Raw genomic sequence first — 26,483 nt, 5'->3', positions numbered from 1 at the left:
ACCAAAACGATAATAAAAAAAAAGCATGGCACAACAACCAGCAAAACCGGTAACCACTTTCAGAGCTACTGCAAAAACAGTTCAGCCTGAAACACCCGTGAACTTCATCTTCAATAAGGATAACTATAAGCTGTTCATCATCGCGATAGCTATTGTAGCTTTAGGTTTTGTGCTGATGGCGGGAACGACAGATATTTACAACACCACCAAAACTGTAGTGGCGCCAATAGTAGTACTGGCCGGCTTTGGCGTAGGGTTTTACGCTATTCTACGTAAACCGGCAAGCAAGGCATGAGTATAATACAGGCCATTATTTTGGCAATTGTTGAAGGCCTTACCGAATTTTTGCCAATATCATCAACCGGCCACATGGTACTAACCAGTGCAGCAATGGGCATTGGTAACGATGATTTTGTAAAGCTATATGAAGTTGCCATACAACTGGGCGCAATATTAGCCGTGGTTGTGTTGTTCTGGAAAAAATTCTTCAAGTTTTTTGAATGGAGCTTTTATATAAAGCTCGCAATTGCGGTTATTCCGGCACTGGTATTTGGAAAGCTGTTAAACGATTTTATTGATGAAAATTTAGGCAATCCTATCTTTATCGCTATCGTGATGTTCTTTGGTGGTATTGTTCTGTTGTTTGTTGACAAATGGTTTAAGAACCCCGAAATATTCGATGAAAAGGAAGTGAACATCCGTAAAGGATTTTTTATAGGATGTTACCAGGTGCTCGCTATCGTATTCCCGGGTTTAAGCAGGAGTGCGGCTACTATTATTGGCGGTATGCAACAAAAGCTTTCGCGCAAGGCAGCTGCTGAATTTTCCTTTTTTCTTGCCGTACCCACTATGATTGCTGCTACCGGATATAAATTATTATCAGGCTATCAGTTAATAAATGCATCCACAATTAAATTATTACTGATAGGGAATATAGTGGCCTTTATTGTGGCCATAATCGCTATAAAAACATTCATTACTTTTTTAGAGAAACGGGGCTTTCGCTTGTTTGGCTGGTACCGCATTGTATTAGGGGCGCTAATTATAACCTTGTACTTAGCTAAAGTACCGTTGAGTTTTAATTGATTTAAATTACCGATATTTGTATGAATAGCGATGGATGTTTTGTCTATCGCTATTTTTGTTAGATAGTATTACGTGAAAGAGAACTACAATCATATAAGTGAATTTGCCGAAGGCGAGCTGTTGCTCATCAACAAACCCTATAAATGGACGAGTTTTGACGTGGTGGGCAAACTGCGCAATGCCTTTAAACCCCTAAAACTTAAAGTGGGCCATGCCGGCACGCTCGATCCGCTGGCCACGGGGCTGCTTATCATCTGCACCGGTAAAATGACCAAGCAGATCGACACCTTTCAGGCCGAGGAAAAGGAATATACCGGTACCATGATACTGGGTGCTACCACCCCATCATACGATATGGAGACCGAAATTGACCAGACTTTCAACATCAGCGATATCTCCGCTAAAGATATGCAGGCCGCTTTAGGGCAATTTATCGGCACCATACAGCAATATCCGCCCGCGCACTCGGCCATTAAAATTGACGGGGAACGCCTGTACGAAAAGGCGCGCCGAGGCGAGGAGGTTGAACGCCGCGCCCGTGAGATAACTATTGCCGAATTTGAGCTTACCCGCATAGAGCTGCCCGAAGTTGATTTCAGGGTAGTATGCAGCAAGGGTACCTACATCCGCTCGCTGGTGCACGATTTTGGCGCCGCCCTGGGCAATGGCGCCTACCTGTCGCGCCTGCGCCGTACCCGCAGCGGTAATTTTAAAATAGAGGATGCCCGTGAGGTGATGAAAATGGTGAATATTATCAGGGATTTGAAAGTTGTAAATGAAACTGAATGATTTAGCATTCAGCAACTGGAATGCAATTAAGAAAGCGTTGTATTTTGAAGATGGCTCGTTAAGGGATATCTATGTTTTAGATACCACTCTTAATGATTGGATGATGTGGGCTGAATACGTCAACAAGAATTATATTGTAGAATTTTTTGATCATAACACCAACTTATCTGCAGCTCAACTAAATATGGAAAGGGTTAACATGTATTGGGATGGTAAACTGGAATGTGTTTTCTCGGCATCTGTAATAATTGAAAATGCTATTCTAAAAACATATTTCTTTTCTCCTGATGAAATAGAGGTAGACATAAGCCCTAATGAGATTATTAACCCTGAATTTCATAATGCTTTATTGATCTACATGAAAGACGTTTCTGTTCTTCTTGGTAAATCTGTTCTTTTGTGTGAAGAAAATTCAAAGGGTAACGTGCTTTTACGCGTCGACCCCGTTAACATTCAACAATAGATATTGAAATGAAGATCTATCATCATATAGATGAATTTACCGCCATTAAAAACGCCGTGGTTACCATTGGCACCTTTGATGGTGTACATATAGGCCATCGTAAAATAATAGCCGGGATAAAAGAACTGGCTGCCGCATCGGGTGGCGAAACAGTGATACTGACTTTCTTCCCGCATCCACGGATGATATTGCACCCGGAAGACGAAGCACTAAAGCTGATTAATACCATTCAGGAAAAAGCTGAACTGCTGGAGCAATTGGGAATCGACCACCTGATCATCACCCCGTTCTCGCGCGATTTCTCTAATCAATCTGCCGAGGAATACATACGGGATATACTGGTGGATAAAATAGGCACGCGCAAGATTGTGATCGGCTATGACCACCGTTTTGGCAAGGACCGCCAGGGTAGTTTGGCTGATCTGCTGCGTTTAGGCCCGCTGTATGGTTTTGATGTGGAAGAAATACCGGAGCAGGATATTGATGATATTGCCGTAAGCTCAACCCGCATACGCAATGCGCTGTTGAATAATGATATTGAACATGCCAATTCATTTTTAGGCTATCCGTTTTTTATAACCGGCAAGGTAATGCGCGGTGACCAGATAGGGCGCAAGATAGGCTATCCAACGGCAAATATCCTGATAGAAGAACACTATAAACTGATACCGGCCGATGGTATTTTCGCTGTTAAGGTAAAACTGAAAGATCAGGAATACAAAGGCATGGCTTATATAGGCCAGCGCCCAACCATTAATGGTATCACCCGTAATATTGAAGTTAATATATTTGATTTTAATACCGAGATATACGGCGAGCAGCTACGAATGGACTTTTACCATTACGTACGGGGCGATGTTAAATTCGCTTCGCTTGATGAACTGACAGCGCAGTTGGCTAAAGATCGGGAAGCGGTGTTAAAACTGCTTGCTTAATACGGCGCGTTTGTATTTATAATTAATATATTTACATTTAGCCGCCTTGATATTTATTTGAAATACCATGGCTATTGAATTGATAACCAATGCCCAAATTAAACCTTGATAAACAGGAAAGTGAGTTCTTAAACAGCACCATCGCCCATTGGGAAAAGGAAGGACTGCTGGATAATACCCACGCCCAAAAACTCCGTTCATCATACGAGGTTAAGGGATTTGACTGGATGCGCCTGGCCAAATATTCCTTCTGGATAGCGTTGGCCTGTGGTGTTATCGCCATTGGGTCGCTTATAATAAATGATGCGGTAATTGAATGGCTGCAGCAACTCTATTACACCCCGGATATTGTTATCAGCATAATTGCCGGCATTGCCGCTGCCTTGTTTTATTACCATGGCCGCAGGCGCGAGCGTTTATTTCCCGAACAGGTTTTTAGTAACGAAGCGCTGATATTTACCGGCGTACTTTTTACGGCATGCTGCATAGCCTACCTGGGCAAAACATTTGATAATGGTTCGGGGCATTATTCGCTGCTCTTCCTGCTATCCGTATTTATCTACGGCTTTTTAGCCTGGCGAATGGATTCCAGCCTGATATGGCTGTTCGCGCTCATATCGCTGGGTAGCTGGTTTGGCACCGAAACGGGTTATCAAACCCGCTGGGCCAATTACTTTTTGGGGATGAATTACCCGCTACGCTTTGTAGCATTTGGTACAGTACTGGTAACGGTTGTTTACCTGCTCCGTTCAAAAAAATGGTTCGAAAGGTTTTGGGAACTTACTTACATAGTCGGCCTGCTTTACCTGTTTCTTTCCCTGTGGATGCTGAGCATATTCGGCAACTATGGCAGTATGGATGCCTGGTACCAAATCAAACAGATCAGTCTTTATTATTGGGGTATTATTTCGGCTGTTATCGCAGGTGGCTTTTTATGGTTGGGCCTTAAAACCAAGGATGCCATTGCCCGAGAGTTCGGCATCACTTTTTTACTAATATTCATTTACACCAAATATGTGGAGTACCTGTGGGATCATATCGATCACACCATATTCTTTGCCATACTCGGGCTTTCTTTCTGGCTCATTGGCCGTAAAGCCGAGCGTATCTGGAACATCCGCAGCGCCGACGATAAAAAGCATGATGGCGTAATAAACGCATAAAAAAAGAGGTGCTAAGCACCTCTTTTTTTATGAACGAACTGTTACCAATTAGCTCTGCACCGCATCCTCATGTATGCCTTCTGCTATTTCTTCAATCGTTTTGCGATTAAAGGCTTCCAAGTCATCAGGTGTACGGCTGGTAACCAAACCTTTGTCGGTCACTACTTCCTGATCTACCCACTCTGCACCGGCGTTCTTCAAATCAGTTTCCAACGATGGGTATGACGTTAGCGTACGGCCCTTGATCATGCCCGTCTCAATCAGTAGTTGCGGGCCATGGCAGATAGCCGCTACCGGCTTGCCTTCATCCAGAAAAGCCGATGCAAACGCCACCGCTTCCTTGTTCAGGCGCAACTTATCCGGGTTCAAAACACCGCCCGGCAGTACTAACGCGTCGTAGTCATCCGGACTGGCATTGCTCAGTTCCACATCAACGTTTACTTCAACACCCCAATCGGTGTGGTTCCATGCTTTAATCTTGCCGCTTTTTGGTGATATAATGTGCACTACGGCGCCCGCTGCCTCCAACGCTTCTTTAGGGCTGGTTAACTCCACCTGCTCAAAACCTTCTTCAGTAAGGATAGCCACCTTACGATTGCTTAACTTTGCCATAACAGCTGTATTTTTTAATTTGTAATAAACTTAATTAACTATAGTAATTACAGGCGATGGTCGATAATGGTTTTACAGAATTCAAATTGACAACGCCTTTTGTATTGCCAACTCAACCGGCATTGGATTATTGGTACTATAAACCTCAAACCTGCCACGCAACAATAAAGGGGGCTGTGCCATAAATTTTGGAGTGCGCCCGTAATGCACTTGCGCGGCGTGTACCATAAAAGGGTGGCATAAATAAATTGCACCTGCGTTGCCCGTAGCCTTCACTACCGGTAGCATCGGTAAAGTATCCAGCCGGTTGGCTATTTCCATAAAGCTAAGACCTTCATCACCATTAGGTTGCAGCATTCTCGCAACATTAAGGTGCGAGCCCTCGAGTAATAGTGTAGGCGCATCGGTTTCAGCCACGTCAGAGTAAAGCACAAGCATTAGCAACGCCCTACCTTTTGAGTAAATGTTTGATCGCCATTCAAAATAGTTAGCCGGTTCTGCACCCGGAAAGCTAACATCAACATGCATGCCTGTGTCATTCGGCTCTTTGTTTGATGGAAACCGCACTGGAAATGTACCTACGCTACGGCAGGGCAGCCATCTGTCCGGGCCAACCAACTCATCAAATATTTTGTATAGAAGCGGGGTGTTTACTGAGTCGGTAAAAGGTTTTTGGCTATACATGCCGAGCCGGACAACCGGCTCAGTCCAGGTGTTTGGCGAGTTTCTGTCAAACGGAATATCATTCCACAAAATATCAACCGCCGCATCGGCAGTTGTTTTTGAGAAAGCGTCGTCAATACGAATATATCCATGGTTAATAAAATTGTCTGTCTGTTGTTTGCTTAGTACGTTGTTCATTTTAATAATTTGTAAATAACAAGCCCTGATAACAAGGCTGTTACTTAAGTTTTCAAAAAAAATTTACGGGCATTAAAAATATTCCCGCGGCAGAAACCGCGGAACAACCGCACGAGGAAGCGCGGTAAGCTTAAAACAACATTGGAGCCATTCTCATAATACTAAGTTATAAAAACCGTTGTAATTACAAACTTTCTTAATTTGGCGGCTCAATATCACCCTGCCATGACGAAGAGATATATCATCATGTTTATTATCTACACCGCTATAATGGCCGGTGTGTACACCATTATTTTCGACCAGAAATTTTTGATAGCCTTTGTTAAAAGTGTTATAGCCGGCGTAATGTTCGTAGGCATCTATCACTTGCTAACCCGCTGGGCAGCCAAACGCAGAGGCGAGGCATAAAAAAGGGATAACCAACCGGCTATCCCTTTCATGTATTTTCAAGTCTCCCCTTTGGGGAGATTTAGAGGGGTTTTACGCCTCTACAGCGCTTCCAATCAAATTCTTGGCAGCTAAATACTCCGCTATCTGCACGGCATTGGTAGCCGCGCCCTTGCGCAGATTGTCTGATACGATCCAGCAGTTCAAAGTATTGTCCTGCGTTTCGTCACGACGGATGCGGCCTACAAAAACCTCGTCCTTATCATGCGCGTCAAGCGGCATGGGGTATTTCAGGTTGGCGGTATCATCAACCACAACCACACCCGGGGCAGCGGCTAACAGCTCACGTACTTCGGCCAAGTCAAAATCATTCACAAACTCAATGTTTACTGACTCTGAGTGACCGCCCATAACCGGGATGCGTACCGTGGTAGCGGTTACCTTAATGCTGTCATCCCCCATTATCTTTTTAGTTTCGAGGATCATTTTCATCTCCTCTTTGGTATAACCGTTCTCGGTAAATACGTCAATCTGCGGGATCACGTTAAGATCAATAGTATACGGATATGCCATCGGGCCTTCAACGCCATTGCGCTCGTTAAACAACTGGTCAACCGCCTTAACACCGGTACCGGTTACCGATTGGTAGGTTGATACCACTACGCGTTTAATTTTATATTTATCGTGCAGTGGTTTTAAGGCCACTACCATTTGTATGGTTGAGCAATTCGGGTTAGCTATAATTTTATCTTCAGCGGTCAATGTATCGGCATTAACCTCGGGTACAACCAGTTTCTTAGTTGGGTCCATACGCCATGCTGATGAGTTATCAACTACCGTAATACCAGCCTCGGCAAACAAAGGTGCCTGAGCCAATGATGTGCTGCCGCCTGCTGAAAATAAAGCAAGATCCGGCTTCTGTTTAATCGCATCCTCAACAGAAACCACCTTATACTGCTTACCCTTAAAAGTGATTTCTTTACCAACACTTTTTTCTGAAGCTACGGGGATTAATTCTGTTACCGGGAAGTTGCGTTCGTCAAGAACCTGCAACATTTTAGTGCCCACCAAGCCAGTGGCACCTACTACTGCGACTTTCATTGTTTTTTAAAAATTGTTTTTGTGAAGATGGTATGGATGCAACACAACATCTTCTGTTTGTTGAATAAATTAATGTAACTGGGTCAGTTAACAAATTCAAATATCAGCAAAAAAACTCATATACGCTGATTGTTTGGATAATAACATTTGATAATACGTTTTACCAATGTTATCACAATTCTATTTTTTACATTTGCGGCATATTAACACCTAATGACCGAAATGATTTTAGTAATCGGCGCCAACGGGCAAATTGGCACCGAACTGGTAACTACTTTACGTGCAAAATATGGCCATAGCCAGGTTGTAGCGTCTGACCTTCATCCGCCAAAGAATGCCGGCAGCAACGGCCCCTTTGAGCAAGCAAGCGTAACAGATGCCGCTGCCGTGCGTGCTATATTTGAAAAGTACAAACCAACCCAAGTTTATTTGCTGGCTGCCATACTGTCGGCGGCGGGCGAGCAAAAGCCCAAGCTTGCCTGGGATTTGAACATGAATGGTTTGCTGAATGTGCTTGATCTGGCAGTAGAATTTAAGGTAGCCAAAGTTTTTTGGCCAAGCTCTATCGCCGTGTTTGGGCCAAACTCACCAAAGCAAAATACACCGCAATATTGCGTAATGGACCCGAACAGCGTTTATGGTTTCAGCAAGCTGGCCGGCGAGCGCTGGTGCGAGTACTATTTTGAAAAATATGGTTTAGATGTACGCAGCATCCGTTACCCGGGTTTAATAGGCTGGAAAGCCGCACCGGGCGGCGGTACTACTGATTATGCTGTGCATATATTTCATGAGGCACTGGCTAAAGGCGAATATCAAAGCTTCCTTTCGGCAGATACCGAATTACCGATGATGCACATGGACGATGCCATTCGCGCTACCGTCAGCTTGATGGAAGCCCCCGCCAAGAGCCTGACCATTCGCTCTTCATACAACCTCGCCGGTGTAAGCTTTACCCCGGAGCAATTAAATGAGGAAATAAAAAAACATATTCCGGACTTTAAATTATCCTATTCAGATAACGATCCGCGCCAGGCCATTGCCGATAGCTGGCCAAAATCAATTGATGACAGCCAGGCGCAAAAAGACTGGGGCTGGAAAGCTGAGTTTGACCTGCCAAAATTGGTTGAAGATATGTTACTGAATTTGAGGAAAATAAAATAACCGACCAGCGTTTCTAAGCTAAAAAATGTCATTTCAAACTCAATTTAAAATAAGGGTTTGGAATGCCGTTTTTTATGCATACTTTTGCGCCCGATTTGGCAATGTCGCCAAATACGTTATTTAAATTCATGAACCCATTTATTCAACTGGGAATCCGTCATGATATTGTTAATGCCATCACTGAGTTAGGATTTGAAAATCCTACGCCAATCCAGGAACAGTCAATTCCGGTATTGTTAACAGGCAGCAACGATTTTGTCGGATTAGCCCAAACCGGGACCGGTAAAACTGCTGCTTTTGGCTTGCCATTATTAGAGTTACTGGACTTCGACGAAAACTATCCGCAAGCGCTTGTTTTATGCCCAACTCGTGAGCTTTGTTTACAAATTACTAACGACATTAAAAACTACGCAAAAAACGTTAAAAACGTTAATGTGGTAGCGGTTTATGGCGGTGCAAGTATTTCTGACCAGTTACGTCAGATTAAACGCGGTGTGCAGATTGTTGTTGCTACACCTGGCCGTATGCTTGACATTATTAACCGTAAGGCGATTGACTTTTCGCAGGTTAAATATGTAGTGCTGGATGAAGCTGATGAAATGCTCAATATGGGCTTTCAGGAAGACATTGACAGTATATTATCGACCACGCCGGACGATAAAAAAACATGGCTGTTTTCAGCTACCATGCCTTCTGAGGTTAGAAGGATTGCAAAAAAATACATGACCGATCCGTTTGAGCTTACCATGGGTACCAAAAATACCGGTAATGCCAACATCGACCATGAGTACTATGTAGTACGTGCCCGCGACAAATATGCCGCGTTTAAACGTATTGTTGATTTTAACCCGGAGATTTTCGGCATCGTATTTTGCCGTACCAAAATTGAAACGCAGGAAATTGCCGAAGCCCTGATAAAAGACGGTTACAATGCCGACTCTTTACACGGCGATCTTTCGCAACAACAACGTGACAAGGTAATGAAACGCTACCGCGAGCGCAGCCTTCAATTACTGATTGCTACTGACGTTGCCGCACGCGGTATTGATGTTAATGATGTTACACACGTTATTAACTACTCATTACCTGACGAGATTGAGAACTATACTCACCGTAGCGGCCGTACAGCCCGTGCCGGTAAAACAGGCGTGTCTATCGCTATCATCCACGGTAAAGAATTGGGTAAAATACGCCAGATTGAGCGTGTTATCGGTAAAAAGTTTGTAAAAGCTGAAATACCAACCGGTTTTGATGTTTGCGAAAAGCAATTATTTGCCCTGGTGCATAAGGTACATAATGTTGAAGTGAATGAGCAGCAAATTGAGCAGTACATTCCGCGCATTATGGCTGAGTTTGAAGATTTGAGCAAAGAAGAGATCATCAAACGTTTTGCTTCATTGGAGTTTAACCGCTTCCTGGACTACTATAAAAATGCCCCTGACCTGAATGCCGCGTTTGAAGACAGGCCTGCAAGGGATGGTGATAAATTTAGCCGTACCGGTATGCGTTCAGACTTTACCCGTCTGTTCATCAACCTGGGCTCGGTAGATGAGTTTAACCGTGGCGATCTGTTAGGTTATATCTGTAACAATACCAAGATCAGCGGCCGCACCGTAGGTAAAATCGACGTTAAAGGCGTTTACTCATTTTTTGAAGTAGACAACGCCGATGTGGATAAAGTATTCGAAGGCTTTAAAAACGTTGACTTTAATGGCCGCGACGTACGTATTGAATTAGCGGGCGAAAGCAGCGGTAACGATCGCCGTTCAGGCGGTGGCGGTTACAAAAAACGCGAAGGCGGTTTCCGTGAGCGTGGTGGCGAACGCCGTGACGGTGGTTCAAGAAGTGGCGGTGGTTTCCGTGATTTCTCGGGCAAACGCCGCGAAGACCGTACCGAGCGCCGTAAACGCTATTAATAATAAATAAGATAGTTACTGCTCTATCTAAATACTGAGCAGAGTTTTTAGTTGGTTTAGTTTGACAAGCCCTTTCGCTTACCGCGAAGGGGCTTTGTTTTTTAGTTATTAAATTATTGTCAGGATAAATTATATTCTACATTTTCATTTAAATTGCAAAAATATTGATAACCATTATTATACATTTAAAGCCCGCCTTTTTTGCATGAAACGTTTGTTGCAGGCGATAGTTTATTGCTTAATATTTGTTTGCTTTACCGGTGAGGTATTTGCACAACGTAAACTGGTAAATGATGTGCAAAAACGCAATCTGGAAGATTTTTCCAAGCAGTTGTCAGCGAGCTTTACTGCCAGCAAGCAGCGGGCGTTGTCGCTTGCGGCATCAAAAAACTGGATAACCCGCAAAATTACACCCGGCGGGCGGGTAATTGTATTGCAAGGCGTAAACAGCCTGGGATTTCCGCGTTTTTTACGTACCAGCAATACCGAGGCCGCGGCAGCTACACGCACAAACGCGGTACAGCCGGGCGGAGAGCTCGATCTTGACCTATCAGGCTCGGCCAATATACTGGTAGATGAACTTGCCATTTGGGATGGCGGAACGGTATTTCGAGGGCACCAGGAATTCTCAGGCAAGAATATCACCATTGCCGCAAACCAAACCGGCGCTATTGAACATACCACCCACGTTGCCGGAACGCTGGTATCACGCGGCGCAAATCCATTGGCCAAAGGCATGGCCTTCAACGCTACCACGCTGCGATCATTTGATTTTGACAACGATGTATCAGAGATCAGTAATAATGCCGCGGGGTTGCTCATTTCAAACCACTCGTATGGTGATATTGCCGGTTGGGATTTTGATGGCGGCAGGTGGACCTGGTACGGCTTACCGGGCGACAGCGAGGATTACTTATTTGGTTTTTATGACGAACGCGCCCAAGCCTGGGATAAGATAGCTTTTGAGGCGCCATATTATCTGATTGTTGAATCAGCTGGTAATAGCCATGCATATACCGGCCCATCGGTAGGCTCAACCTATTACGGTTACGAGAGCCGCACAGATCAAACCATTGTTGAAAAGGGGCCTCGCCCCGAGGGCATCAGTGATAATGATGGGTATGATGTGGTATCAACCACCGGCAATGCTAAAAACATTTTAACCGTTGGCTCAGTAAACCAGCTGCCAAACGGACCTCAAAGTGCCGCGGGTGTCAGGGTATCGAGTTTTAGCAGTTGGGGCCCTACGGATGACGGGCGCATTAAGCCCGATATTATGGGTATGGGCTCAGGCGTGCTTTCAACATCTGCTAACGGCGCCAATTTATACAGTACTTTATCGGGCACCTCGATGGCATCGCCGAATGTGGCGGGTTCAATTTTGCTATTGCAGGAGTATTACGCCCGTTTACACAGCGACAGCGTAATGCGCTCGGCAACGTTAAAAGGGCTGGTTTGCCACACTGCTTTTGACGCCGGCAACGCTGGGCCGGATTACATATACGGATGGGGTGTGCTTGATATGCGCAAAGCCGCGCAAACCATAACCGATAACGGCACCTTAAGCTATATACACGAAGCTACCTTACAGCAGGCACAGGTATCCAATTATCAAATTACAGCCAACAACAATGGCCCACTGTGGGCAACCATCTGCTGGACAGACCAGGAAGGTACCGTAGCAGCCGTTGGCACGTTAAATAACCGCACGCCTAAACTGGTTAATGATCTTGATGTACGCATCAGCAGCAGTACCGGTGTGGTAAACCCCTGGGTGCTCGATCCGGAAAACCCGGCATCCGCGGCTACGCGTAGCGATAACGTGGTTGACAACGTTGAACAAGTTTATATCCCTACGGCGGTTGCCGGTCAAACCTATACGATAACGGTATCAAACAAAGGTATACTGCGCAATGGTAAACAGGATTATTCGATCATCGTGTCGGGCGGGCGCCTCACCGGAACAACGGCCACAAGCCCCGGCGAAGGTTTAACAGTTTTCCCGGTACCGGCCAGTGATTTTGTAACCGCTTTGCTTAACATTAAAGCCGCGGGTACCTTACGCGTGCAATTGATTGATATGAGCGGACGGATAGTATACAATAAAACCCAAAACGTGCAGGAAGGTACCTTTAACACCCAGATAGCCGTAAACAACCTGGCATCGGGTACATACGTACTACGCATGATAGCCGGAAGCCAGGTTGAATCAAAGAAGGTTTTAGTAGTAAGGGCTAATTAAAAGGTGTACTTAACGCCCAGGCCGGGCGCCAGGTCAAAAAACGGGCCTGCAAGCTCTACGCGCGGGTTAAGGTCGAGGCTGAAAGCTATCGGAGAGTTTGGCAATACATATTCTAAACCCAACACGCCATCTGCACCAATCAGTATCTTGCTATCCTCAAAAACTTCGTCGCCGCCAAGTTTTTTATAGCGGCCCGCGCCTATTGAGCCGGCATGCGCACCAAAGCCGTAGTAAAATTTAAGTTTTTGTGTATTAAATGCCGGCTGGTGAATTTCATACAAACCGGTTATAACCAAGCCACCTCTTCTAAAACCTAATACACCCTCAAGCGCGGTGCTCTCATTGGTAAAATGCTTAACGGATATACCGTTTTCATACCCGCCGAATTTTAAACCGACAGCGGTATTGTAATCCTGCGCCTTTGCGCTATCTGCAACAAATAATAGTGTAAATGCCGAAACTAAGAGTAATAATGTTTTCTTCATCGAAAGTTGTTGAATTGTTTTGCAAATAAACGGCTTATTAAATGTTTTATGTTGCAGCTTAATAAAAAACAGGCGTTTCTGTAGTTAAACAGGTAGATAACAGTTTATAATATTTTGGCTTGCATGTAATATCGATCAATAATTTAATAAGTTTCATTATGATGGTTAATATTTGCTCAATAGCAAAACAGATAAATGTACTCAGTATGACTTTTTATATTTGTCTACGAAGATGTACACCATTCAGGACAATTGGATGACAATTTTGAATAACGTCTCCTCCAAACAAAAACAACAAACTAAAATTTCCAAAAAAACCTTTATTGACTACTCGAGCCGACAGGTTGTATTACTAATTTATACAACATTGTATGCTATTGCTGGCACTTTTTAGCTTCAAATGGGGCTTTGAGCAATCTGTATATCCAATCCTATGAAGGATCACAGGGCTACATTTCGGGCAGATTGGCGTTTGGCATTGTATTGGAATAAATTCAATCACAAACGTCAGCATCATGGTTGTCATCGATAAAAAAAACATTACGAACGCTGAAGAGGAGCAAACCTGGGAAAACCCTGTTAATCCTGAAAAACCGGCAGATTCGAGAGATCAGGAGCAACTGGAACGTCAGCTTAAAGAGGCGGAACGCCGCAAAGAAAATTTAAGCGATGAAAGTAAAGACGAACTAACAAAGAACTAATTAACTGACAATAAAAAATATTCAACTATGAAAACCTACAGAAAACCATCAATAAGCAAACTGGTAGCAAAGTTTGATAACGAGTTAAAAGCGCTTTTAATGAGTGATCTGAAAGCAATTAAACAGGCTAAAAACCAGTTTGTAAACACAGTGAATAACAACGGCTTGTCGGCTGCGTAATTAATAAATTTTTCAACCTGTAATCATCTACCTATGAAAAGCATTAACAACAAACCAGCAACAAGCAAATTGGCAGCGAAATTTGACAGCCAGCTACGTGATCTATTAATGCAGGATCTGCAAGCTTTCAGAGCTAAGCATCCTAAACAAAGCAACAACCAGGAAACCGAACAACGCAACTTGTCGGCAGCCTGATCATCATATACATCTACCTATAAATTTTTTCTTACATCACCTATGAAAAACGCAGAGCCTTGCAATTGTTGCAGGGCTCTACTTTTTAGTGGTATATTTAATGATGAGTGCCGCGGTTTTGGCTGATGCACCCGGTGTGCCCATTCTTTCATCAAGTTGATCGTAATGATCCAGCATCTGTTGGCGGTAGGGCTGATCGTTTATCAACCTGTTAAGTTCAGTATATATTTCCTGCGGATTGCATTGCTGCTGTATCAGCTCACGTACCACCTGCTTATCCATGATCAGGTTCACCAGCGATATAAACTTTATTTTGATCACCATACGGCCGATAGCTATGGTTATGGCGTTGCCTTTATAAACCACTACCTGCGGTACATTAAACAGGGCGGTCTCCAGAGTAGCCGTACCCGATGCTACAACGGCCGCCTCAGCGTGTTGCAGCAGATCATAAGTGGCGTTGAAAACTACGGGGATATTATGACCTTTTAAATAAGGTTGATAGTAAGCTTCGTTGAATGATGGCGCGCCGGCAATTACCAACTGATGATCTGGAAAGCGAGCTTGCATGGCTACCATATCGGGCAGTAAATGATTGATCTCCTGTTTACGGCTGCCGGGCAGCAAGGCGATAATAGGTTTGCCCTCCAAATTATTATCCTGCAAAAAAGTAGCCGATGGTTTAAAAGCGGCGGCGGCATCAAGCAGCGGATTGCCTACATAATCAACCTGCATGTCCCAGCTCTTATAAAAATCAACCTCAAAGGGCAGTATGCAAAACATGTGATCCACCACCTTTTTAATATTGAGCACACGCTTTTGGTTCCAGGCCCAAACTTTAGGGGATATGTAATAGCATACCAGTAAACCGTTCTTTTTGGCATACTCGGCTATCTTCATGTTAAAGCCGGGGAAGTCGATCAGTATCAATACATCCGGCTGCCAGGCAACAATATCCTGCTTGCACTGCTTCATGTTTTTGAGGATGGCGCGGAGGTTAAGCGCCACTTCCACAAAACCCATGTAAGCCATATCGGCATAATGCTTTACCAGGGTGCCGCCTTCCGCCTGCATCAGGTCGCCGCCAAAATAGCGGAACTCCGCCTGGGCGTCCTGCTCTTTAAGCGCCTTCATCAGGTTGGCCCCATGCAGATCGCCCGAGGCTTCGCCGGCTACCAGGTAATACTTCATACGGTAAATATCAGCAATTAATCGTTAAACTTCCAGCTGTTTAACACCGGTATGGCGTGGTGGGCGGTCATGTCAAACTGTACCGGTACTACCGATACGTAGCCATTCTCCAAGGCCCAGACGTCGGTATCCTCACCTTGGTCATTTAATTGAAAAACACCGGTCAGCCAATAATAGGGACGTTTGTGCGGGTCCATGCGCTCATCAAACTCCTCGGCCCATTTGGCATTCGCCTGGCGGCAGATCTTTATTCCTTTTAACGGCGTAGCCGGAAAGTTAACGTTTAATAGCGTAGCTGTTGGCAAGCCGTGTTCCAGTACTTGCAAGGCTATCTGTTTTACATATTTAACGCAAGGCTCAAAATCGGCCTGCTGGGTATAATCATCCAACGAAAAACCTATGGATGGGATGCTCTCAATAGCGCCCTCCACCGCGGCCGACATGGTGCCCGAGTATAATACGTTGATAGAGTTGTTCAGTCCGTGATTAATGCCGGATACACACAAGTCAGGCTTTTTGCCTTTAAAAACCAGGTTTACGGCCAGCTTAACGCAATCAACAGGGGTGCCCGAGCATTTGTACATCTCAATGCCTTCGTACAGGTCTTCCTTATCAAAACGCAAGGGCTTGCCTATGGTAATGGCATGGCCCATGCCCGATTGCGGACTATCAGGCGCAACAACCACTACGCGGCCAATATCATTCATGGCGTAAATAAGCGCCTTAATGCCCGGCGCGGTGATTCCATCATCGTTCACTACCAATATGGTCGGCTTATTCTTTTTCATAGCTTGCAAAGCTACTATTTAATACTTTATATAATAATGAGCCTTATTTAGAGTCAGCGCCAACCCATTTTATATCTTTTGAATAAAATTCAATTACATTTTTATCGCCTGAATAAACGTAATTTACTACATGTTTCAAGCACATATTATTTATCCGTGAAACGATATCGTCGCTTACTAAGCCTGATTCTATATGTTTGATAGACATGTTATCGTAGTATTTAAAATCTATGACATCATCTGTTATACATAGGCACATAGATGGAGTTAATGGAAAAACAAAGTGGAATCCATCAAGAAATCTTGTGTTGTAAACAATATTGTCTACACCAATTGAGTAGCCAGGATTATCTGATGTTAAGAATAATCTATCAGATTTAAAAATAACCCACTTATACATTAGTAAGTTCGATATAACAAAGTCATGTGTGCTATTATCATTCTCATATCGCATCATGATAGCAGCAATGTGAGAATGTTTAGCGTAATGAGGATCGGATATTATATCATCTTTCATCATTGATACATGTTTGGTCAATTCATCTTCGGTGATATGAAATTTTTGTAATGCCCATGCTCGCTTTTTCGTGTTCATTAAATATTCGTCGAATAAATCAATTGCTACTTGACGTTTGCTGATTTCTGTTTTGTCTCGGAAGAAACGATTTCTGATTTTAAACTCAAACAAGGCATAAATTAAAATTTGAGCATCCTTAAATGAGAGCCATTTTTGACCTAATTTAAGTTTATTTATTATTGATGGATAAATAGTTTCATAAGAATGAAACTGTTTTTCGATAAAATATGGTTCATACGATTGAAATCGCGGATAAAGCTTTTTGAAATCTTCTGTAATTGTAAAATAATCTTTTTCATAACAACCTTCGGATGGATGCATTTTTTTATACCCCGCTCTTCGTCCGTATTTTATCAAACCACAGTTTATTTTATAGAGAAAATCATCTCCAACTTGACAAAATTCTTTGAGATAGCATTTTGGTAAATAATGTTGGTCCATTCGATTATTGATTTTAATGATATATCAATTTAGCAATTAATCATCACGCAAGCGAATATTGAATGCGTTAATGCCCCTTTATTCGGTTTAAGAGTGAAGTGACTAGCGAAGCTAAGCCGGGGTGAGTCAGTGGATTTTTTTTACCTTTGCCGCATGGCATCCATCAAACCATCAGTACCAAAGGGTACCCGTGATTTTTCTCCGGCCGAAATGGCAAAGCGTAACTTTATTTTTGATACCATTAAGTCGGTCTTCCGTAAATATGGCTATCAGCAGATAGAAACTCCCGCCATGGAGAACCTTAGCACGCTAAACGGTAAGTATGGTGATGAGGGCGATAAGCTGATGTTTAAGATTTTGAACAGCGGAGATTACCTATCGAAAGTAAAACCCGAAAAGTTGACAGCGGCTGATTCAAACGGCTTGGTGGCTTACATCTCCGAAAAAGCCTTGCGCTACGATCTCACCGTTCCTTTCGCGCGATATGTAGTGCAGCATCAAAATGATATTACCTTTCCGTTCAAGCGCTTCCAGGTGCAACCTGTTTGGCGTGCAGACAGGCCGCAGAAAGGTCGTTACCGTGAGTTTTATCAATGTGATGCCGATGTAGTGGGTTCTGATTCGCTGCTTAACGAGGCGGAGTTTGTACAGATATACGATGAAGCTTTAAGCAAGCTCGGACTGAAAGTTTTTACCATCAAGATTAACAATAGAAAAATACTATCAGGCATTGCTGAGGTTATCAATAAAAGCGATAGTATTATTGACCTGACCGTTGCTATTGATAAGCTGGACAAGATCGGCCTGGATGGCGTTACTGCCGAACTGATCACCAAAGGCTTTACCGAAGATGATATTGAAAAGCTGAAACCGGTTATCCTGCTGCAAGGTTCGAATATAGAAAAGCTGGCCAGCCTGCGCGAAGCCTTAGCAACGTCAGCAACCGGACTTAAAGGTTGTGATGAAATTGAAACGGTGTTGAACTTTATTAATGCCGCGCCGTTACAAAAAGCTACGCTGGAATTAGACATAACCCTTGCCCGTGGATTGAACTATTACACCGGGGCCATCTTCGAGGTAAAAACCAACGAGGTGCAAATGGGCAGCATTGGTGGCGGTGGCCGCTATGATGACCTTACCGGCATGTTCGGCTTAAAAAACCTTGCCGGCGCGGGCATCAGTTTTGGTGCCGACAGAATTTATGATGTAATGGAAGAGCTTAACCTGTTCCCTACCGAGGCGGTGCAAAGCACCAAGGCGCTGATCTGTTGTTTTGACAAGGATGCCGAAGCTTATGCGTGGCCGCTATTGCAGCAACTGCGCGCGCAAGATATTAAGGCTGAGCTTTACCCGGCCGGAGCCAAGATCAAAAAGCAAATGGATTATGCCAATAATAAGCAGATAGCTTATACCATATTAATTGGCAGCGAGGAAATTGAAAGCGGGCAGCTTGCCTTTAAAAACATGATCACCGGCGAACAGCAAAAGCTAACCGCCGGTGAAATTATTAAAGCGTTAAAACAGGCCTAAGCCTGCTTTAACTGTTTTTTTACGATTTCTTCTTACCACCTAATAACTCGGCAAGCTTTTCGTCAAGGTCATCACCACGCAGGTTTTTGGCGATGATCTTTCCATCGGGCCCAATTAAAAAGTTTTGTGGGATGGAGCGTACGCCGTAAAGTGCCGCGGCCTCATTGTTCCAGTATTTCAGGTCAGATACCTGCGTCCAAACCAGGCCATCCTGTTTTATAGCAGCCAGCCATGAGTCTTTAGCATTTGGTTTATCAAGCGATACACCAAACACCGTAAAGTTTTTATCCTTATATAAATAATAGGCTCTTACCACGTTCGGGTTTTCTGTACGGCACGGGCCGCACCATGATGCCCAAAAGTCGATCAATACGTATTTTCCTTTGAAAGAGGACAAGCTAACCGGTTTACCATTTACATCGTTTTGCGTAAAGTCGGGCGCTATGGCACCAATGGCCGTACTGCGCAAACTTTCCAACGCGCTTTGAATGGCTTTGCCGCCTGTTGAATTTTTCAACTCATCACTTAACTTGCTGAACAAGGGTTCAATTTCTGATGGCTCCGGCGAGGGTCCACCCATTGAACTTACCGCCAGCAGGCTGATAAAGCTATCAGGATTATCAGTAATAAATTTTTTCATCACCGCTTTCTGCTCGGTTTGCAGCGCTTTGTATTTAGCCTGCATACTGTTTTGAAACGACGCTGAACCTTTTTGCTGAGCGGTAGCGGCGGCGGCTTCCGTATTTATTTTTTTAGCTTTTTCGTTGATCGGTTTTAAGAGATCAATCAGTTTCTTATTATCATCATTAATTTTTGATCCGTTGATGGTAGCCTTACTTACAGAATCGGTTCCGGTAATTGTAAAACTCTCCTTACCGATAAAGAACGGAAGCATTTCGGCTGTTTTTGACGGGCCGCCATCCGGAAAATTCAAATCTATGTAACGGTCAAAACCTATACCCCTGCGGTCAATAAACAAAGTGGCGTTGGTGGGCTCAATAATACGGCCATTAAATTCAAAGGTACCGTTGTTAAACACCGCCGAGTCGGTAACATTGTTATCGCCTACGCGGTATGCCAGGTAAGCTTTGGCGGGTGCGTTTAGTTTGCCCAGTTTTCCGCTTATTTTAAAAGGCGCATCGTTTTGTGCAAAAGCCATTGCCGGTAATAACAAGGCAGCGGCTAACAATTTTTTTTTCATTAACTGATTAACGTGTAAATAACGGCCTAATTGTATCAGGCCAGTTTTTGATAAGTACGCCACCATAGATCGGGCATTTCGCCGGATACGGCGGTTTTGTAATCTTCATACCGGCAGGGCACCAAATGGAACCGTTCGTTCATGGAACCGTGCGTAGGATAGGGCACCTGCATCCACCAACGGTCGGATTTTTTGCTCTTTACAAACACCAGTTCATGGTCGTCATGCTTCAAACTGGTTTTGTAGATCAGGTATTGCGATTTAGGGTTAAGAGGAAAATCGCGCTTACGGTTATAAAAGCCGTCCACAAAACACCATATCATCTGCGCAAGCAGCATGGCGGTTTGGCCGTTGCTGTCGTAAGCGGGATTGTATTCATAAAAGCCTATCGAAGTCAGCTTATCATTAAACCCGGCATACCGGCATAGCTGACAAGCTTCCTCACCATAGAAACCGTTTGGCGACGCGTTGGCATTACCCATAGCCGCCGCCGAACGTATGGCGGAGATATCAAAACTGATCATGTTGGCATTGCGGATGATAGGCTCGGTAACGGCAACCTGTCCGCTCAGCTCACCTAAACGGTGCACATCAAAGTACAACTTCTCCATTACGCGCAGGCTCTCCTGGCTGGTAAAATACGTCTGATATCCCAGGTTACTGAAGTTGAACAGGTAGTTGGGCTCATGCAAAAATATTTTGCTTAGATACGAAGCCGATGTGGTTTCGATACTGCCATGATGCGGATCATCCTCAATATCAAAATGCGAATCGATCACCACCAGGTCAACCTTTTGCTCCAGCTTTTCGTAGCCGAGATACTGGGCATAGGTCAAATCCTGGCTGCCGCCGATAATCAGCGGGAAAATATCCTGCTTAATCAATTCCTCAACCACCGTTTTAAGGGCATAATAGGTGTCGGTTACAGTAGCTCCCTGCCTGATGTTACCCAAGTCGACAATTTTGGTGGTGTAATTTCCCTCGTTCAGGATGTACAATTTCTCCCTAATGTGATCCGGCCCGTGCGCGCAACCATCGTTATTATCAGCGTTACGCCCCTCCTGCACACCAATAATAGCAATGTCGATTTTTTGTTCCAAATCAGGGAAATCAACTGAGTAGAGCTCAATTTTTTGCCCTAACTGACTGGTGTAATAGCCTTTTTTCGGTGTTATACGCTTCAGGTCTATTGGTGAAAAAAAATAGGCTAATGACATATTGTTTATTGGGTATGTAGAGGTGCAAAGGTGCGAAATGTTTTAAACACAATTTGATCGAATATAATAATTAAGCTAAAGCATACCCAACAAAAAGCCCGGGCATAGTTACACGCACGGGCTTTAAAGTTCTATAAATTGATATACTATCGTCGTAACATTAATTCATACGGTAAGGTGCTATTAATTGAAATTCAGGTATGGTAACATCAAATTGCGCATTATCCAATAAACGCAACATATGGTATTCGCCCTTCATACTGCCCATATCCGTTTTAAGGTTACAGCCTGATACATACTCATGCGAGCTGCCCGGCTCAATAACCGGTTGCTGTCCAACTACGCCTTCACCTTCAACTTCGCGTTTTACGCCGTTAGAGTCAAATATCACCCAGTGCCTACTGATCAATTGTACAGCATAGGCCCCCATATTTTCGATGTTAATTTTATAAGCGAACATAAAATGCTCGTTAGCGGGGTTAGAATATTCCGGCTGATAGATAGTCTCGACAGAGACCCTAACGCCGTCAGTTATTGTAGTAACCATGATCAAAGATTCTTGGTGTTAGTCAAATTTAAAAAGTTCAGTCAAAAATCACACCACTTCTGCCGAATATTTTAATTCAACTTCCGAAAGTATGTCCTGAACCTCATCAAGCGTAGCTGCCGTAACTAAACGCATGCGGTATTCCTTAAAATGATTGATGCCCTTAAAATAATTTGAATAGTGCCTGCGCATCTCAAAAATGCCCGTTTTGAGGCCTTTCCACTCAATCGATTTCTCTAAATGGGTACGGCATACCTCAACCCGTTCGGCAACGGTTGGGCCTTCTAAAAATTCGCCGGTCCTAAAAAAATGTTTTACTTCCCTGAAAATCCACGGGTAACCAATTGATGCCCGGCCAATCATCATACCGTCCACTTCATACTCCAAACGCCAGTTGGCAGCCTTTTGCGGCGAATCTATATCTCCATTACCAAATATCGGTATCTGTATACGCGGGTTGCGCTTAATATCGCGTATCAGGCTCCAGTCGGCTACTCCCTTATACATCTGGGCGCGGGTGCGGCCATGTATGGTTAAAGCTTTGATACCTACATCCTGTAAGCGCTCGGCAACCTCGTACACATTTTTAGTATCGTCATTCCAGCCTAAGCGGGTTTTTACGGTAACGGGCAAGTGCGTAGCTTCAACAACGGCTTTGGTCATGGCCACCATCTTATCAATATCCTGGAGTAAACTGGCACCGGCGCCGCGACAGGCCACCTGTTTAACAGGGCAGCCATAGTTTATGTCCATCAGGTCAGGCCCGGCCTGGGTGGCAATCTCGGTAGCCTCGCGCATGTGCTCAATATCACTGCCGAAAATCTGTATGCCTATCGGGCGCTCATACTCAAAAATATCCAGCTTTTTGATGCTTTTAGCGGCATCACGTATCAACCCTTCGGACGAGATGAATTCCGTGTACATCATATCCGCGCCGTTTTGCTTGCACACGTAACGGAAGGGCGGATCGCTCACATCTTCCATTGGTGCCAGCAGCAGCGGGAACTCCCCTAAATCAATATTTCCTATTCGTACAGACATCCCTTATCTTTAAGCCCTGCAAAAATACGATTTTTATAAACATGACGGAAAGCGCTGATTATCATATAAAACCCATAAAGCAATTACTATACTTAATACTGGTGTTTTTTGCTTTTACTTTATTGGCAAATTTAGTTTCGCTGGCTTGGGTCGCTATTTTATACGGAAAAAATATTACTAACCAAATGCAGGTGGTAAGCAAAGGCTCGCCGCAGGAGGTGCTCAATGCACTAAAAATAGTTTTGGCGTTAGGTACAACCATCGGCATGTTTTTAGCACCGGCCTTATACTTTTCTCGCTTTATTGTTTATAATGTTGATGATTATATAAAGCCGACCGTAAAATTCAGCCCCTTATTGTTACCCTTGGTACTGGCTATCATGCTTTTCTCTTTCCCGGTAATGGAAATGCTGATAAACATCAACGCAAAGCTGGCGTTGCCTGAATTTTTAAAAGGCGTTGAGCGGTGGATGCGGCAATCAGAGAATGATACCAACCGCATGATTGAAGCCGTTTTACAAACAGATACTGTTGGCCACTTCATCATATCAATACTTATTGTGGCTATACTGCCCGCTATAGGCGAGGAGTTTATGTTTCGCGGTTGCCTGCAAACCATATTCGGGCAATGGACGGGTAACAAACATGCCGCCATCTGGATAACGGCTTTTATATTTAGCGCCATGCACCTGCAGTTCTTTGGCTTTTTACCAAGGCTGATGCTTGGTGCCTTGTTTGGGTATATGGCCGCCTATAGCGGCAGTATTTGGCCCGGCGTTTTGGCGCATTTTATAAACAATGGCGCGGCAGTAGTAGCTACTTACCTGTATCAAAATAAAAAAACGAATATCGACCCGAACAGCGACCATATTTTTAATTACCCGCTGTATATAATCAGCTTTATAATTATATTATTTTTGTTCTGGATTTTTAAAAATGTTGCATCGGGCAAAAGGAACATCCCCGAGTATTAATGGAAAAGAACTGGGTAAAGATTTATACTTCAACCAACTTTTATCAATCAGAGATTATTAAACAGGTGCTTACCGAGCACCAGATAGATGCGGTATTGCTTAACCGGCAAGACTCATCGCACCGCACCTTTGGCAATATTGAGGTTTATGTACACCATGAGGATTTTAGCCATGCCATCGAAATCATGATCCTCAACCAAATTAATATATGAGATTACGCGCCATTACGGGCTTCTTTTTTGTGATAGTAATGCTGGGCTCTGTTTTGCTTGGCAATGTGGTTTTTACCCTTTTTTATTTAGCGCTGAGCGTTTTTTGCCTGCACGAGTTTAACGGCCTGGTTAAACAAGGCACTGCCGACCCCAACCTATACACGGGTTTACTGAACGGTATATTTGTTTTTTTGGCGTTTGCGGCGCAAAGCTATTTCCCGTCAAAATTTTTGCTGTTTCTGCTGCCGGTACTTTTAGGCTCCATATTTATACAGGAACTTTATAAAAAATCCGAACATCCGTTTAATAACATTGCTTATTGCTTTTTAGGTTTGCTGTTTACCATAACGCCGTTTACATTTTTTCATGGTATGGCGTTCATCAGCGGCAGCTTTAATTTTCATATACCGCTTAGCTTTTTGCTGATGCTTTGGGCTAATGACACCGGTGCTTACGTGGTTGGCAGCCAGTTGGGCCGTGTAAAGCTGTTTCCGCGGCATTCGCCCAAAAAAACCTGGGAAGGTTTTATTGGCGGCATATTGATTACCGCCGGCGTAGCTGTTATCTTAAGCCGTTATTATACTGAATACGATTGGAAACAGTGGGTATCTGTTGGTATACTGATCAGCACATTCGGTACTATGGGCGATCTGATAGAATCCATGTTTAAACGCAGCATCAACGTGAAGGACAGCGGTGGTATACTGCCCGGCCATGGAGGCTTGCTTGATAGATTTGACGGCCTTTTATTGGCCGCGCCAATTGTTTATGCTTACCTCTACTTCATAACAAATGCGTAGCTTTGCGCCATTAATCAACTTATAAAAAAGCGCCATGACCATTCATAAAGAAGGTTACACCTCCATCGCCCTTTGCATACTGTTTATATTTGTACTTAACGCTGGGATACAATTTTATTTTCCGCAGGCGTACGTGTTAAAGTGGGTGATCTATATACTTTCGTTCCTGCTGTTTATTATCATCCTGCAATTCTTTCGCAGCCCAAGTTTACGCATAGCAACCGACGAAACTAAGGTACTTTGCCCCGCCGATGGCAAGGTAGTAGTGATTGAGGAGACAGAGGAAACCGAGTTTTTAAAAGACAGGCGTATACAGCTATCTGTATTTATGTCGCCCATAAACGTGCACGTTAACCGCAACCCCATTGCGGGCGTTGTAAAATACTTCAAATATCATCCGGGTAAATACCTGGTGGCCTGGCATCCAAAATCATCAACCGAAAATGAGCGCACTACCATCGTGATTGAGAACCACCTGGGCGTGCCTGTATTGTTTCGCCAGATCGCCGGTGCGCTTGCCCGCCGTATTGTATGGTACGTAAAGCAAGGCGACGAGGTTGAACAAGGCCAGCAATTCGGCTTTATTAAGTTCGGCTCAAGGGTCGATTTATTTTTGCCTTTGGGATCAAAGATTAATGTAAGCATAGGCGAAGTGGTAAAAGGTGGCCGCACCATATTGGCCGAGCTGCCATCCGTAGTTGAACCGGTTAAAGCTACGGTTGTGACCGAAGCATAACTAAAATACTCCAATATTAAAAAGAGCGGCAGGTTTCATCAACCTGCCGCTCTTTTTTTTACTTCTAATCGTTATAAAAACAACCCGCCTGAAGCCTCAATACGTTGCGCGGTTACCCATGCAGCCCTGTCGCTGCATAAAAAAGCAACTACGCCACCTATATCATCGGGCTGGCCAACGCGACCTAACGCCGTTTGCGATACCAGGTAATCTTTAGTGCCGGGGCGTTCAAAAGTCTTTTTGGTGAAATCTGTTTCAATCGGTCCTGGTGCTACTGTATTCGCCGTAATACCACGGCCGCCGAGCTCCTTAGCCAGGTAGCGGGTAAGGTTATCAATAGCCGCTTTCATGGATGAATAAGCCGAGTACCCCGGTGTTACAAACCTTGCCAGCCCGGTTGAAAAGTTAACTATGCGGCCGCCATCAGCCAGCACGGGCAACAATTTTTGCGTTAGAAAGTAAACGCCTTTAAAGTGTACATTCATCAGACTATCAAAAGCTTCCTCGGTAGCATCCTGAAACATGGCGTATGATTCGATACCACCGTTATTAATTAAAAAGTTGATTTGCTCAGCACCAAACTTCGCTTTAATTTTTTCAAGGAGTTCAGTTTTAAAGATATCAAAGCTTTTAGTATTGCCTGCATCAAGCTGTAGCACTACCGCACCTACGCCGTGAGTTTCTATTTCGGCAGCAACTTGCTCTGCTTCATCTTTACGACTGTGGTAGGTAAGCACCACATGGTGTCCATCCTGCGCTAATTTGAGCGCTGTGTTACGGCCCAGGCCACGGCTACCACCGGTTACAAGGGCTATTTTATTACTTTTTTCCATAGTGTTGATAGTTTTTTTAATCATTATCAATACAAAATTGGTGCTTTATGTGTTGTAAATTATGGTGATAGTTTCAGTTTAAATGGTGACTGTTTCAGTTTTTTAACATCTTTGCCCT

The 26,483-nt window shown here is 44.0% G+C and carries 30 protein-coding genes; 18 read left to right on the top strand and 12 right to left on the bottom strand.

The features are described from left to right. Positions 1 to 25 precede the first annotated feature (25 nt). From ABD960_RS19210 to ABD960_RS19185, 6 genes are all read left to right on the top strand, one after another. Complete coding sequence (locus ABD960_RS19210; RefSeq protein ID WP_345333818.1) at positions 26 to 295, top strand: DUF3098 domain-containing protein; 270 nt, start codon at positions 26 to 28, stop codon at positions 293 to 295. Then, on the top strand, positions 292 to 1,086 hold the full coding sequence (locus ABD960_RS19205) for an undecaprenyl-diphosphate phosphatase (protein ID WP_345333816.1): 795 nt from the start codon (positions 292 to 294) through the stop codon (positions 1,084 to 1,086). Before ABD960_RS19210 ends, ABD960_RS19205 begins: the two co-directional genes overlap by 4 nt. A 72-nt stretch (positions 1,087 to 1,158) precedes the next feature. Next, positions 1,159 to 1,875 (top strand): tRNA pseudouridine(55) synthase TruB, encoded by a 717-nt coding sequence (gene truB, locus ABD960_RS19200; RefSeq protein WP_345333815.1) that lies wholly within the window; start codon positions 1,159 to 1,161, stop codon positions 1,873 to 1,875. Next, positions 1,862 to 2,338 (top strand): hypothetical protein, encoded by a 477-nt coding sequence (locus ABD960_RS19195; RefSeq protein ID WP_345333813.1) that lies wholly within the window; start codon positions 1,862 to 1,864, stop codon positions 2,336 to 2,338. Before truB ends, ABD960_RS19195 begins: the two co-directional genes overlap by 14 nt. 8 nt (positions 2,339 to 2,346) lie before the next feature. Further along, positions 2,347 to 3,273: a bifunctional riboflavin kinase/FAD synthetase gene (locus tag ABD960_RS19190; protein ID WP_345333811.1), complete on the top strand. Its 927-nt coding sequence runs from the start codon at positions 2,347 to 2,349 to the stop codon at positions 3,271 to 3,273. A gap of 89 nt (positions 3,274 to 3,362) precedes the next feature. Beyond that, positions 3,363 to 4,436, top strand: a complete 1,074-nt coding sequence (locus tag ABD960_RS19185; protein WP_345333809.1) for a DUF2157 domain-containing protein — start codon at positions 3,363 to 3,365, stop codon at positions 4,434 to 4,436. A 48-nt stretch (positions 4,437 to 4,484) separates the two neighbouring features. Here the strand turns inward: ABD960_RS19185 and ABD960_RS19180 are convergent, their stop codons facing one another. Together ABD960_RS19180 and ABD960_RS19175 are read right to left on the bottom strand one after the other, a co-directional pair. Then, positions 4,485 to 5,048: a type 1 glutamine amidotransferase domain-containing protein gene (locus ABD960_RS19180; protein ID WP_345333807.1), complete on the bottom strand. Its 564-nt coding sequence runs from the start codon at positions 5,046 to 5,048 to the stop codon at positions 4,485 to 4,487. Positions 5,049 to 5,129: 81 nt separating this feature from the next. Beyond that, positions 5,130 to 5,909, bottom strand: a complete 780-nt coding sequence (locus ABD960_RS19175; RefSeq protein ID WP_345333805.1) for a phytanoyl-CoA dioxygenase — start codon at positions 5,907 to 5,909, stop codon at positions 5,130 to 5,132. Positions 5,910 to 6,134: 225 nt separating this feature from the next. On the opposite strand from ABD960_RS19175, the gene ABD960_RS19170 reads away from it, so the two are divergent. Continuing rightward, a complete protein-coding gene (locus ABD960_RS19170) occupies positions 6,135 to 6,317 on the top strand; it encodes a hypothetical protein (RefSeq protein ID WP_345333803.1) in 183 nt (60 codons plus the stop codon). Positions 6,318 to 6,389: 72 nt separating this feature from the next. Here ABD960_RS19170 and ABD960_RS19165 read toward each other — a convergent pair whose 3' ends face one another. After that, entirely contained in the window at positions 6,390 to 7,397 is a 1,008-nt protein-coding gene (locus tag ABD960_RS19165) for an aspartate-semialdehyde dehydrogenase (RefSeq protein WP_345333802.1), read from the bottom strand. Positions 7,398 to 7,610: 213 nt separating this feature from the next. On the opposite strand from ABD960_RS19165, the gene ABD960_RS19160 reads away from it, so the two are divergent. The 3 genes from ABD960_RS19160 (at position 7,611) to ABD960_RS19150 (ending at position 12,716) form a co-directional block, all read left to right on the top strand. Beyond that, positions 7,611 to 8,558, top strand: a complete 948-nt coding sequence (locus ABD960_RS19160) for an NAD-dependent epimerase/dehydratase family protein (RefSeq protein WP_345333800.1) — start codon at positions 7,611 to 7,613, stop codon at positions 8,556 to 8,558. 128 nt (positions 8,559 to 8,686) lie between these two features. Further along, positions 8,687 to 10,474, top strand: a complete 1,788-nt coding sequence (locus ABD960_RS19155; protein ID WP_345333798.1) for a DEAD/DEAH box helicase — start codon at positions 8,687 to 8,689, stop codon at positions 10,472 to 10,474. 205 nt (positions 10,475 to 10,679) lie between these two features. Further along, entirely contained in the window at positions 10,680 to 12,716 is a 2,037-nt protein-coding gene (locus tag ABD960_RS19150) for a S8 family serine peptidase (RefSeq protein ID WP_345333796.1), read from the top strand. Here ABD960_RS19150 and ABD960_RS19145 read toward each other — a convergent pair. Continuing rightward, a complete protein-coding gene (locus ABD960_RS19145) occupies positions 12,713 to 13,201 on the bottom strand; it encodes a hypothetical protein (RefSeq protein ID WP_345333794.1) in 489 nt (162 codons plus the stop codon). The two genes, ABD960_RS19150 and ABD960_RS19145, sit on opposite strands and share 4 nt — an antisense overlap. 515 nt (positions 13,202 to 13,716) lie before the next feature. Between ABD960_RS19145 and ABD960_RS19140 the strand changes: the two genes are divergently transcribed. From ABD960_RS19140 to ABD960_RS19130, 3 genes are read left to right on the top strand one after another with little or no spacing between them, the layout of a single operon-like run. Next, on the top strand, positions 13,717 to 13,902 hold the full coding sequence (locus ABD960_RS19140) for a hypothetical protein (RefSeq protein WP_345333792.1): 186 nt from the start codon (positions 13,717 to 13,719) through the stop codon (positions 13,900 to 13,902). A gap of 27 nt (positions 13,903 to 13,929) precedes the next feature. Then, complete coding sequence (locus tag ABD960_RS19135) at positions 13,930 to 14,082, top strand: hypothetical protein (RefSeq protein WP_232177866.1); 153 nt, start codon at positions 13,930 to 13,932, stop codon at positions 14,080 to 14,082. A 33-nt stretch (positions 14,083 to 14,115) separates the two neighbouring features. Further along, the gene (locus ABD960_RS19130) at positions 14,116 to 14,277 is read left to right on the top strand and encodes a hypothetical protein (RefSeq protein WP_232177865.1); all 162 of its coding nucleotides are present in this window, start codon (positions 14,116 to 14,118) and stop codon (positions 14,275 to 14,277) included. A gap of 78 nt (positions 14,278 to 14,355) precedes the next feature. Here the strand turns inward: ABD960_RS19130 and lpxB are convergent, their stop codons facing one another. The 3 genes from lpxB to ABD960_RS19115 are packed head-to-tail and all read right to left on the bottom strand — an operon-like array spanning position 14,356 to position 17,274. Next, positions 14,356 to 15,468 (bottom strand): lipid-A-disaccharide synthase, encoded by a 1,113-nt coding sequence (lpxB, locus tag ABD960_RS19125; protein ID WP_345333788.1) that lies wholly within the window; start codon positions 15,466 to 15,468, stop codon positions 14,356 to 14,358. Between the two features lie 17 nt (positions 15,469 to 15,485). After that, on the bottom strand, positions 15,486 to 16,256 hold the full coding sequence (gene surE, locus ABD960_RS19120; RefSeq protein ID WP_345333786.1) for a 5'/3'-nucleotidase SurE: 771 nt from the start codon (positions 16,254 to 16,256) through the stop codon (positions 15,486 to 15,488). Positions 16,257 to 16,299: 43 nt separating this feature from the next. Further along, a complete protein-coding gene (locus ABD960_RS19115; protein WP_345333784.1) occupies positions 16,300 to 17,274 on the bottom strand; it encodes a DUF4238 domain-containing protein in 975 nt (324 codons plus the stop codon). Positions 17,275 to 17,427: 153 nt separating this feature from the next. Here ABD960_RS19115 and hisS point away from each other — a divergent pair, with 153 nt between their 5' ends. Beyond that, on the top strand, positions 17,428 to 18,804 hold the full coding sequence (hisS, locus tag ABD960_RS19110) for a histidine--tRNA ligase (RefSeq protein WP_345333782.1): 1,377 nt from the start codon (positions 17,428 to 17,430) through the stop codon (positions 18,802 to 18,804). Between the two features lie 19 nt (positions 18,805 to 18,823). On the opposite strand, the gene ABD960_RS19105 is transcribed toward hisS, so the two are convergent. From ABD960_RS19105 to dusB, 4 genes are all read right to left on the bottom strand, one after another. Further along, complete coding sequence (locus ABD960_RS19105; protein ID WP_345333781.1) at positions 18,824 to 20,005, bottom strand: redoxin domain-containing protein; 1,182 nt, start codon at positions 20,003 to 20,005, stop codon at positions 18,824 to 18,826. 35 nt (positions 20,006 to 20,040) lie between these two features. Next, a complete protein-coding gene (locus ABD960_RS19100) occupies positions 20,041 to 21,222 on the bottom strand; it encodes a formimidoylglutamase (protein ID WP_345333779.1) in 1,182 nt (393 codons plus the stop codon). A 160-nt stretch (positions 21,223 to 21,382) separates the two neighbouring features. Beyond that, complete coding sequence (gene apaG, locus ABD960_RS19095; RefSeq protein ID WP_345333777.1) at positions 21,383 to 21,769, bottom strand: Co2+/Mg2+ efflux protein ApaG; 387 nt, start codon at positions 21,767 to 21,769, stop codon at positions 21,383 to 21,385. A gap of 48 nt (positions 21,770 to 21,817) precedes the next feature. After that, on the bottom strand, positions 21,818 to 22,810 hold the full coding sequence (gene dusB, locus ABD960_RS19090) for a tRNA dihydrouridine synthase DusB (RefSeq protein ID WP_345333775.1): 993 nt from the start codon (positions 22,808 to 22,810) through the stop codon (positions 21,818 to 21,820). A 41-nt stretch (positions 22,811 to 22,851) separates the two neighbouring features. On the opposite strand from dusB, the gene ABD960_RS19085 reads away from it, so the two are divergent. The 4 genes from ABD960_RS19085 to ABD960_RS19070 are packed head-to-tail and all read left to right on the top strand — an operon-like array spanning position 22,852 to position 25,532. Next, a complete protein-coding gene (locus ABD960_RS19085) occupies positions 22,852 to 23,784 on the top strand; it encodes a CPBP family intramembrane glutamic endopeptidase (RefSeq protein WP_345333773.1) in 933 nt (310 codons plus the stop codon). Continuing rightward, positions 23,784 to 23,996, top strand: a complete 213-nt coding sequence (locus ABD960_RS19080; protein ID WP_232177856.1) for a putative signal transducing protein — start codon at positions 23,784 to 23,786, stop codon at positions 23,994 to 23,996. Before ABD960_RS19085 ends, ABD960_RS19080 begins: the two co-directional genes overlap by 1 nt. Then, entirely contained in the window at positions 23,993 to 24,796 is an 804-nt protein-coding gene (locus tag ABD960_RS19075) for a phosphatidate cytidylyltransferase (RefSeq protein ID WP_345333768.1), read from the top strand. The genes ABD960_RS19080 and ABD960_RS19075 overlap by 4 nt, the downstream gene beginning before the upstream one ends. Before the next feature lie 34 nt (positions 24,797 to 24,830). Continuing rightward, positions 24,831 to 25,532: a phosphatidylserine decarboxylase family protein gene (locus ABD960_RS19070; protein ID WP_345333766.1), complete on the top strand. Its 702-nt coding sequence runs from the start codon at positions 24,831 to 24,833 to the stop codon at positions 25,530 to 25,532. Between the two features lie 71 nt (positions 25,533 to 25,603). Here ABD960_RS19070 and ABD960_RS19065 read toward each other — a convergent pair whose 3' ends face one another. Beyond that, positions 25,604 to 26,365: an SDR family NAD(P)-dependent oxidoreductase gene (locus ABD960_RS19065; RefSeq protein WP_345333764.1), complete on the bottom strand. Its 762-nt coding sequence runs from the start codon at positions 26,363 to 26,365 to the stop codon at positions 25,604 to 25,606. Positions 26,366 to 26,483: the final 118 nt, after the last annotated feature.

Origin of the sequence: Mucilaginibacter defluvii, from assembly GCF_039543225.1 — a bacterium.
Lineage (GTDB): Bacteria > Bacteroidota > Bacteroidia > Sphingobacteriales > Sphingobacteriaceae > Mucilaginibacter > Mucilaginibacter defluvii.
The sequence above is the reverse complement of the archived record's forward strand: the minus strand, read 5'-3'. Positions and strand labels throughout refer to the sequence as shown.